This is a genomic window from Speluncibacter jeojiensis (assembly GCF_029589495.1).
Lineage (GTDB): Bacteria > Actinomycetota > Actinomycetes > Mycobacteriales > Mycobacteriaceae > Speluncibacter > Speluncibacter jeojiensis.
On the sequence record NZ_JAAIVF010000001.1, the window covers coordinates 642395 to 649867 of the forward strand.

8 protein-coding genes are annotated in these 7473 nt (G+C 66.6%); 5 read left to right on the top strand and 3 right to left on the bottom strand.

Going from position 1 to position 7473, the window contains the following annotated elements; genetic code table 11:
• Window positions 1-21: 21 nt before the first annotated feature.
• A complete protein-coding gene (locus G4X40_RS02895) occupies window positions 22-1092 on the bottom strand; it encodes an alpha/beta hydrolase (RefSeq protein WP_277830046.1) in 1071 nt (356 codons plus the stop codon).
• Window positions 1093-1338: 246 nt separating this feature from the next.
• Here G4X40_RS02895 and G4X40_RS02900 point away from each other — a divergent pair, with 246 nt between their 5' ends.
• The 5 genes from G4X40_RS02900 to G4X40_RS02920 are packed head-to-tail and all read left to right on the top strand — an operon-like array spanning window position 1339 to window position 5627.
• Window positions 1339-2220, top strand: coding sequence for a glycosyltransferase (locus G4X40_RS02900; protein ID WP_277830047.1), 882 nt, complete (start codon window positions 1339-1341; stop codon window positions 2218-2220).
• A gap of 59 nt (window positions 2221-2279) precedes the next feature.
• On the top strand, window positions 2280-3179 hold the full coding sequence (locus tag G4X40_RS02905) for a glycosyltransferase (protein WP_277830048.1): 900 nt from the start codon (window positions 2280-2282) through the stop codon (window positions 3177-3179).
• Window positions 3172-4080 carry a glycosyltransferase gene (locus G4X40_RS02910; RefSeq protein WP_277830049.1) on the top strand — a complete coding sequence of 303 codons (909 nt, stop codon included), beginning with the start codon at window positions 3172-3174 and terminating at the stop codon, window positions 4078-4080. Before G4X40_RS02905 ends, G4X40_RS02910 begins: the two co-directional genes overlap by 8 nt.
• A 33-nt stretch (window positions 4081-4113) precedes the next feature.
• Entirely contained in the window at window positions 4114-4740 is a 627-nt protein-coding gene (locus G4X40_RS02915; protein WP_277830050.1) for a CatB-related O-acetyltransferase, read from the top strand.
• Window positions 4737-5627, top strand: coding sequence for a glycosyltransferase (locus G4X40_RS02920; RefSeq protein ID WP_277830051.1), 891 nt, complete (start codon window positions 4737-4739; stop codon window positions 5625-5627). Before G4X40_RS02915 ends, G4X40_RS02920 begins: the two co-directional genes overlap by 4 nt.
• Window positions 5628-5631: 4 nt before the next feature.
• Here G4X40_RS02920 and G4X40_RS02925 read toward each other — a convergent pair whose 3' ends face one another.
• Both G4X40_RS02925 and G4X40_RS02930 read right to left on the bottom strand, forming a co-directional pair.
• Complete coding sequence (locus G4X40_RS02925; RefSeq protein WP_277830052.1) at window positions 5632-6540, bottom strand: glycosyltransferase; 909 nt, start codon at window positions 6538-6540, stop codon at window positions 5632-5634.
• 10 nt (window positions 6541-6550) lie between these two features.
• Entirely contained in the window at window positions 6551-7411 is an 861-nt protein-coding gene (locus G4X40_RS02930; RefSeq protein ID WP_408642100.1) for a glycosyltransferase family 2 protein, read from the bottom strand.
• Window positions 7412-7473 lie beyond the last annotated feature (62 nt).

Consider the following 7473-nt stretch of genomic DNA (forward strand, 5'->3'; position numbering starts at 1 on the left):
CGTTCGGCCGGGGGCCTTCCGCTACGGCTTGAGGCCCAGCGAGGCCGCCATCAGCGGCCAGGACTTGCGCATGTCGTCCTGCCAGTAGCCCCACGAGTGGGTGCCGTCGCCGCCCAGGTTGATCGTGGCGGGGATGTTCAGCTGACGCAGGCGGTCGGCGAGGACCTGGGTGCACACGTTGGCGCCGGCCTCGAGCGCGCCGCCGATGACGATCTGCTGGTCGAGCGGCGGGGTCTCGTCGGTGATGTGCTGGGTGGCCGGGTTCTCGTACTTGCCGGGCAGTCCGTTGCCTGCGGCGATGTACAACTTGAGGCCGCGCAGCTTCGCGGCGTTGATGGTCGGGTCGTGCTCGATCCAGCCCGGTCCGCCGTAGGGTCCCCACATGTTCTGCGCATCGGCGTGGCCGGCGGCCTCGACCACCGCACGCACCGAGGCCTCCCCCAGCGGGCTGGCGGTCTGCGCGCAGCCGCTGTAGGAGGCGACGCCCTTGTAGAGGCCCGGCGCGTGGATGGCGAGGTCGAGCACCGACACCGCCGACATCGACAGTCCGGCGATCGAGTTGACGCCGTCGGTGCCGAGTGCGGAGTCGATGACCGGGGGCAGTTCCTTGGTCAGGAACGTCTGCCACATCTCCTTGGGAAGGTGCGGGTCCTTGCGGATCCAGTCGGTGTAGTAGCTGTAGATCCCCTCCGCGGGGATGACGATGTTGACGTCCTTGTCGCCGAAGAACTTGACGATGTCGGTCTGGTTCTCCCAGTTGGCGCCGTCCTCGCCGCCGCCGGCGCCGTTGAGCATGTACAGCGTCGGCCGCGGTGAACTGGTGTCCGCCGGGCGGATGATCTGCAGCTTGATGACGCGGTCCATCGACGGCGAGTAGACGTACATGTCCCACTGCCGGTCGTTGTGCTTGACGATGTGGTCGACGTAGGCGGTCGCGTGCGTCGGGGCGGTGGTGTTCGCGGCAGCGTTGCCTGCGGGTGCGGCCAGTGCCGGCGGTGCGGTCGCGAGCGCGCCCGCGAGCAGCGCGGCGGCAATCACCCCTGCGGCTCGGCACGACACGACCCTGCGGCCCACCAGCGATCGTCGACTCATCAGACCGATTCCCGTCTCGAAACCAGAAGCTCCCGTCTCGAAGCCAGAAGCTGTGGCCTGGTCCAGGCCATACCGCAGTCGAACGGTAGCAGCAGAAACGAGTGATCGCCGATGCTCGCCAAGACGCTGTGGTTGTCACAATCGCGCTTGGACTTCGCCTTCGGCGCCCGTGAACACCCACAGTGATCGTTGTGACCCCGGCGATGCTCGCCTGCTGCTCACACAGAGCTCACATAGACTCCACCAGTGCTGCCCGACCTGGTCTCCGTGATCATTCCCGCCCACAACGCGCGAGGCATGATCGACGAGCAACTCGCTGCGCTCGCAGCGCAGGACTACCAGGGCGCATTCGAAGTGATCGTCAGCGACAACGGATCGACCGACGGCCTGCGTGAGCACCTCGCCGGACATCCGCTGACACCGCAGCTGAGCTTGAAGTATGTGGCCTCGCCGGCTGTTCCGGGTGCCGCCCATGCGCGCAATGTCGGCGCGGCCCGATGCGACGGCGACCTGCTGGCCTTCTGCGACGCCGACGACCGGGTGTATCCGGGCTGGCTCACCGGACTTACCAGTGCCGCTTCGGAGTTCGACGCCGTCGGGGGCCCGGTAGAGGTGACCACACTGAACACCGCGCGCGTCGCGTCGTGGCGGAGTTTCCCCGAGCCAGGTGAGCGCTTCGCCGATGCAGCATTCCTCCCGTACGCACTCAGCTCCAACTTTGCGGTCTGGCGCACCACCTTCGACAAGGTCGGCGGCTTCGACGAGAGCTTCGACCGCGGCGGCGAAGACGTCGCGCTGTCATGGGCGCTTCAACTCGCCGGCCACACCTTGGGCCACACCCCCGATGCGATGATCGCGTACAGGCTGCGGCCCACGTTCCGCGGAACGTGGCGGCAGATGATGGCATACGGCGCGTCCTCAGTCCGACTGCACCTGGCCTTCCGCGATCACGGCATGCCGGGCGCCGACCCGAGGGCAGCATTGCTGCTGTTCGTCGCGATCGTGCTGTCCAACCCGCTCGTTCCACGTCGACTCACCCCGGTCCCGCGAGGGTTCTGGGTCACGCAGACCGCCTTCATGATCGGCCGTGTGCGAGGGAGCATCCGGCATCGCACATACTTCGTGTGAGTGCGCTCCGCATCACTCGAGTTCCATTGTCCGCTTATGCCGTTCACCAGGGGGAAAGCTTGTCCGAGACGCCTCATCTCGTTTCGGTCGTCATCCCGGCCTACAACGTCCGCGACGTGATCGACGAACAACTCGGCGCGCTCGCCGAACAGGACTACGGCGGCGACTTCGAAGTGATCGTCAGCGACAACGGATCGACCGACGGCCTGCGTGAGCACCTCGCAGGACATCCACTTCGTACAGCACTGAAACTACGCTGCGTCGATGCGGCGCGCGTCCGCGGCGCGTCCCACGCCCGCAACGTCGGAGCCGCCGCCGCGGAGGGCGACTTTCTTGCCTTCTGCGATGCCGACGACCGCGTTCACAGCAGCTGGCTACGGGGACTTTCGGAGATCGGGGCACTCACCGATGCCGTCAGCGGTCCTGTCGAGACGACCTCGCTCAACGCGCCTCGGATCGCCGAATCACGTCCGGTGCGCCCGCCTGACGAGCCGTACGAGTTCCCGGGTTTCCTGCCGTTCTTCCTCGCCGGCAACTGCGGAATCCGTCGGCACGCATGGGAGCGGGTCGGCGGCTACGACGAGTCGTACACCAACGGCTCCGAGGAACTCGATCTGGCGTGGCGGCTGCAACTCGCCGGGTACACGATCGGGCACAGCCCTGAGGCGATGCTCGCCTACCGACTGCGTGACAGCTACCGGGCGGTGTGGCGACAGACCGTCGCGTACTCCGTATCGCAGGTCCGTTTGACCGATGAGTACCGGCCCTACGGACTCACGAAGCCGTATCCGCTGCCGCTCGTGCTCCACGCACCCATCCTCATCGTCTTGCTTGCTCTGCGAAACCCGCTGCTCCCTCGTCGCCTGACACAGCTGCCCCGCGGCGAATGGATCCTCAACGCCGCGATGCTCACCGGGCGGATCCGGGGCGCAATCACCTATCGGACGTGGCATGCCTGACCGTGACACCGATCGGATGCCGCGTATCCCTGAGTTCGTGTCCGTCGTCATCGCCGCGCTCAATGTGCGATCGACCATCGACGCTCAACTCGACGCGCTGGCGGTCCAGGACTACGGCGCACAGTTTGAGGTCGTGATCAGCGACAACGGCTCCACCGACGGGCTGCGACAGCATCTGGCCGACCGCCCGACCGACCCGTTCGAACTGCGCTGGGTGGACAGCTCGGCATGCGCCGGAGTCTCCTTCGCCCGGAACAACGGTGTCGAGGCCGCGAAAGGCGACCTCATCGCGATGTGCGACGGTGACGACCTGGTGCACCCCGGGTGGCTCCGCGCACTGGTCTCCGCCGCAGCCGAGTACGACGCAGTGGGCGGAACCCTGGAGATCACCACTCTGAATCCGCCGGAGATTCTGCGCTGGTACCCCGAACCCGACCGCGAGGGCCTCGGCGGGCCAGCCGGATTCCTCGCGTTCACGCCAACGTGCTCGATGGCGTTCTGGCGCAACACCTTCGACAGGATTGATGGATTCGACACCACGTACACCACCGGAGGTGAGGACGCCGACTTCTCCTGGCGGATCCAGCTCGCCGGGATGACGCTCGGACACAGCCGGGATGCGCTGATCGCCTACCGACTCCGGCACACCGATCGCGAGATCTTCCGACAGTCCCGCGGGCACGCCGACGCGCATGTAACACTCTTCGCGCGGTACCGCTCGCAGGGCAACCCGCGCCCCTCCGCGCTGTCGTCGCTGTCACTGGTACTCGCCGTATTGCTGTTGAGTCCACTACTACCCGAGTCGTTCACCCACTGCCCGCGCGGACGATGGTTCTTCCACGCGGGAACCCTGGCGGGCCGCATCCGGGGAAGCATCCGGCACCGCACGATCTACATCTGAGCACCTGAACATCGAATCCGGAAGTGAGACACCATGGCACGCAAGACTCGGTTGCAGAGGCTGGCCGACAAGCTGCAACCGGAGCGGGACATCGATCGAGTTCAGCGACTCGGCCTCGCGACGGTGGGCGTCGGCACCTACGGCAGCCCGAAGATTCTCACCTTCGCCCACGACCCGACCCGGTTGACCATCGGTTCGTACTGCTCGATCGCGGACCACACCCTGATCGTGCTGGGCGGACAGCATCCGACCGACGAAGTCACGACGTACCCTCTGCGGATCATGCTCGAGTTGCCCGGAGCCGGCCAGGACCGTCACCCCCTTCCCAAGGGAGACATCGTGATCGGCAGTGACGTGTGGATCGGCGCCCGCGTCACGATCGTCAGCGGGACAACGATCGGCGACGGTGCGATCATCGGCGCCGGCAGTGTCGTCACCAAGGATGTTCCGCCGTACGCCATCGTCGGCGGAAATCCCGCCAAGGTGATCCGATCCCGCTTCGACGCCGACATCGTCGACAAGCTCCTGCAGATCCGCTGGTGGGAATGGTCCGCCGAGAAGATCGCCGCCAATGTCGAGTTGCTCGCCGCGCAGGATCCCACCGCCTTCATCGAGCGGCATCTGCCTGCCGTCCGGACCGGCTGCGACGGTGCCCGGTGAGGAACGCACCCGAACTGGTCTCGGTGGTCATCGCCGCCCTCGATGTGCGCGACGTCATCGACGTGCAACTCAACGCGCTCGCCGAACAGGACTACGAGGGCGCGGTCGAGGTCGTCGTCGCCGACAACGGATCGTCCGACGGGCTGCGTCAGCATCTCGAGGCACATCCGCACCGGGAGCGGCTGAGTCTGCGATGGGTTGACGCATCGGGAGCCCGCGGTGTCAGCCACGCCCGAAACCGCGGTGTGGCCGAGTCGCGGGGGGATTTCATCGCCTTCTGCGACGCCGATGACCAGGCGCATCCGAGTTGGCTGCGATTGCTGGCCGCGGCTGCACCGGACTTCGATGCCGTCGGTGGCGGATTGGACGCTGCCGCGTTGAGCAGCCCGCGCGCGGTCTCCTGGCGTCCGATGGCCGACATCGACAAGCAACCGTCTGCGTCCAATTCCTCGCTGCCGTGGGTAGGCGGCGGCAACATGGGGATCTGGCGCACCGTCTTCGACGCGGTCGGAGGGTGGGACGAGACCTACCTGACGGCACTCGAGGACATCGAGTACAGCTGGCGGCTCCAACTCGCCGGCCACACCCTGGGCTGGCGCCCGGACGCAATCATCCACTATCGCCTGCGTGACGACATACGTTCACTCACGCGGCAATCGCTCAACTACGGCCGCGGCGAGGTCCAGCTGTACCGCGACTACCGAGGCCGGTGCGTCGAACGACGGCCGATCATCGCGCTACCGCTCATGCTCACACTGCTGATCGTCAGGAATCCGCTGCTGCCGACAATCCTCACGAGACTGCCTCGCGGGCAATGGCTCTGGTACTTCAACATCTTTGTCGGTCGCATCCGCGGTTGCCTCGAGTACCGCGTGTTCTACGCGTGAACGCTCACAGGTAGAACACCCGGTACTTCAGGCTGCCGCGCACCCGACCGACCAGCATGCCCGCGTGGAACGCCCATTTCCCGCGATGCGCTCGCGACCAGTTGCCGGGGAACAGCGGACAGCGCAGCAGCAGCCAGATCACATGGACGGCGGCGTGCAGCAGGGGCCGGCGGCGGGCGCCCTGCGCGCGGTAGTGCTGCGCCAGCCTCGCCTCACCGTCCTGATAGAACACCGCTTGCCGGTAGGTGTCCGCGATCGTCGAGCGGAACCTGTACGCGACAACGGCATCCGGGTTGTACCCGAGCGTGTGTCCTCGCAGCTGAGCTCGCCAGCAGATGTCGATGTCCTCGCCCGGAACGAAGTCCGCATCCCACCCGTCGATGTCCTCGAACACCTCGCGCCAGATCCCGAAGTTGCAGCCGGAGGCGAACGGTAGGAACCGCGCACAGACCGGAAGGGCATCGACGCTCGACACATCGCGCCAGCGCGCGACATCGGGAGCGTTGAGCGTCTGCTGGTCCAGCTTGCCCCCGACCAGGTCGTACTGCGCGGCGGTTTCCGTCATCGCCGCGAGCCAGCCGGGATGGACTCGATCGTCTTGGTCGGTGTAGGCGATGAACTCGTGGGTGCCGGCCCGTGCGCCCACGGTCCGGGCATAGGCCGTGCCACGCCGCTGCGACGAATCGACCCATCTCACGGTGAGTCGATCCGTGGCCCAGTTGCCGGCGAGATGGTCACGCAACGCCGCACTGCCGCCGTTGTCGCTGACGATCACCTCGATCGGGCCCCGATAGGTCTGATCCGTCAGCGCCGACAGCTGCTCGTCGAGCTCGGGAAGTGGGTCGTAGGCCGCGATCACCACCGTGACCCCCCCCGGGACACGCCGGTGCGGGCTCGGTGCCTGCTCACTCATCGCCACTCCGTCACACGTAGAGGTGCCGGTGGACCCAGCTGCCCTTGAGCCGTCCGGCAATCGCACCGGCCATCCAATACCACTGCCCTCGACGTGCTTTCGGCCAGTTCCAGGGAAGTATCGGGAGCCGGAACAACAACCAGGCGGCATACACGACAACCGCCACGGGGTGGTTGCCCCGTGCACCCTGCGCCGCGTACTGCTTCGCCAAACGCGCCTCGGCCACACTGTATTCGGAAGCCTGGCCGAACATGTCGCGCGCCGTGGTGCGGTAGCGGTAGGCGACGAGCGCCTCCGGATTGTATCCCAGCGAATAGCCGTGCAGTTGTGCGCGCCAGCAGATCTCGACGTCACTGCCGGCGGTCGGATAGCTGTCGTCCCAACCACCGATCTCGTCGAACGCACTCCGCCAGATGCCCATGTTGGCGCCGAAGGTGATCGGCAGAAAGTGCGCGAGCACCGGCAACTCGTCTGCCGGCGGAATCGCGCGCCACTGTGCGACGACGGGGTCGTTCAGCGTCTCTCGCTCCAGCAAGCCGCCGACCATGCCGTGCCCGGCAGCCGTGTCGGCCACCGCACTGAGCCAGCCGGGATAGACCGCGTCGTCCTGATCGCAGTACGCGATGAACGCAGACCGGGCCGCACGGGTTCCGACGTTGCGGGCGTGGGAGGTCCCGGCGACGTCTGCCGAGTCGACCCAGCGCAGTTGTAGCCGCTCCCGCAGCGGGTGATCGTCGAGGTGTGCGCGCAACTCATCGTCGCCGAGATTGTCGCTGACGATCACCTCGAAATCACCGTCGAAATCCTGCGCGGCGAGCGCGGAGAGCTGGGTGTCGATGTCGGGGAGTGCGCGGTACGCCGCGATCACCACCGAGATGGATTCGGGCCGACCGAAGTTCTCGTCGACCTCCGACACTGGGACCTGCGCGGTCT

Coding starts and splice junctions, on each gene's coding strand:
- G4X40_RS02895 (WP_277830046.1), bottom strand. CDS start 1,092: ATGAGTCGACGATCGCTGGTGGGCCGCAGGGTCGTGTCGTGCCGAGCC.
- G4X40_RS02910 (WP_277830049.1), top strand. CDS start 3,172: ATGCCTGACCGTGACACCGATCGGATGCCGCGTATCCCTGAGTTCGTG.
- G4X40_RS02915 (WP_277830050.1), top strand. CDS start 4,114: ATGGCACGCAAGACTCGGTTGCAGAGGCTGGCCGACAAGCTGCAACCG.
- G4X40_RS02925 (WP_277830052.1), bottom strand. CDS start 6,540: ATGAGTGAGCAGGCACCGAGCCCGCACCGGCGTGTCCCGGGGGGGGTC.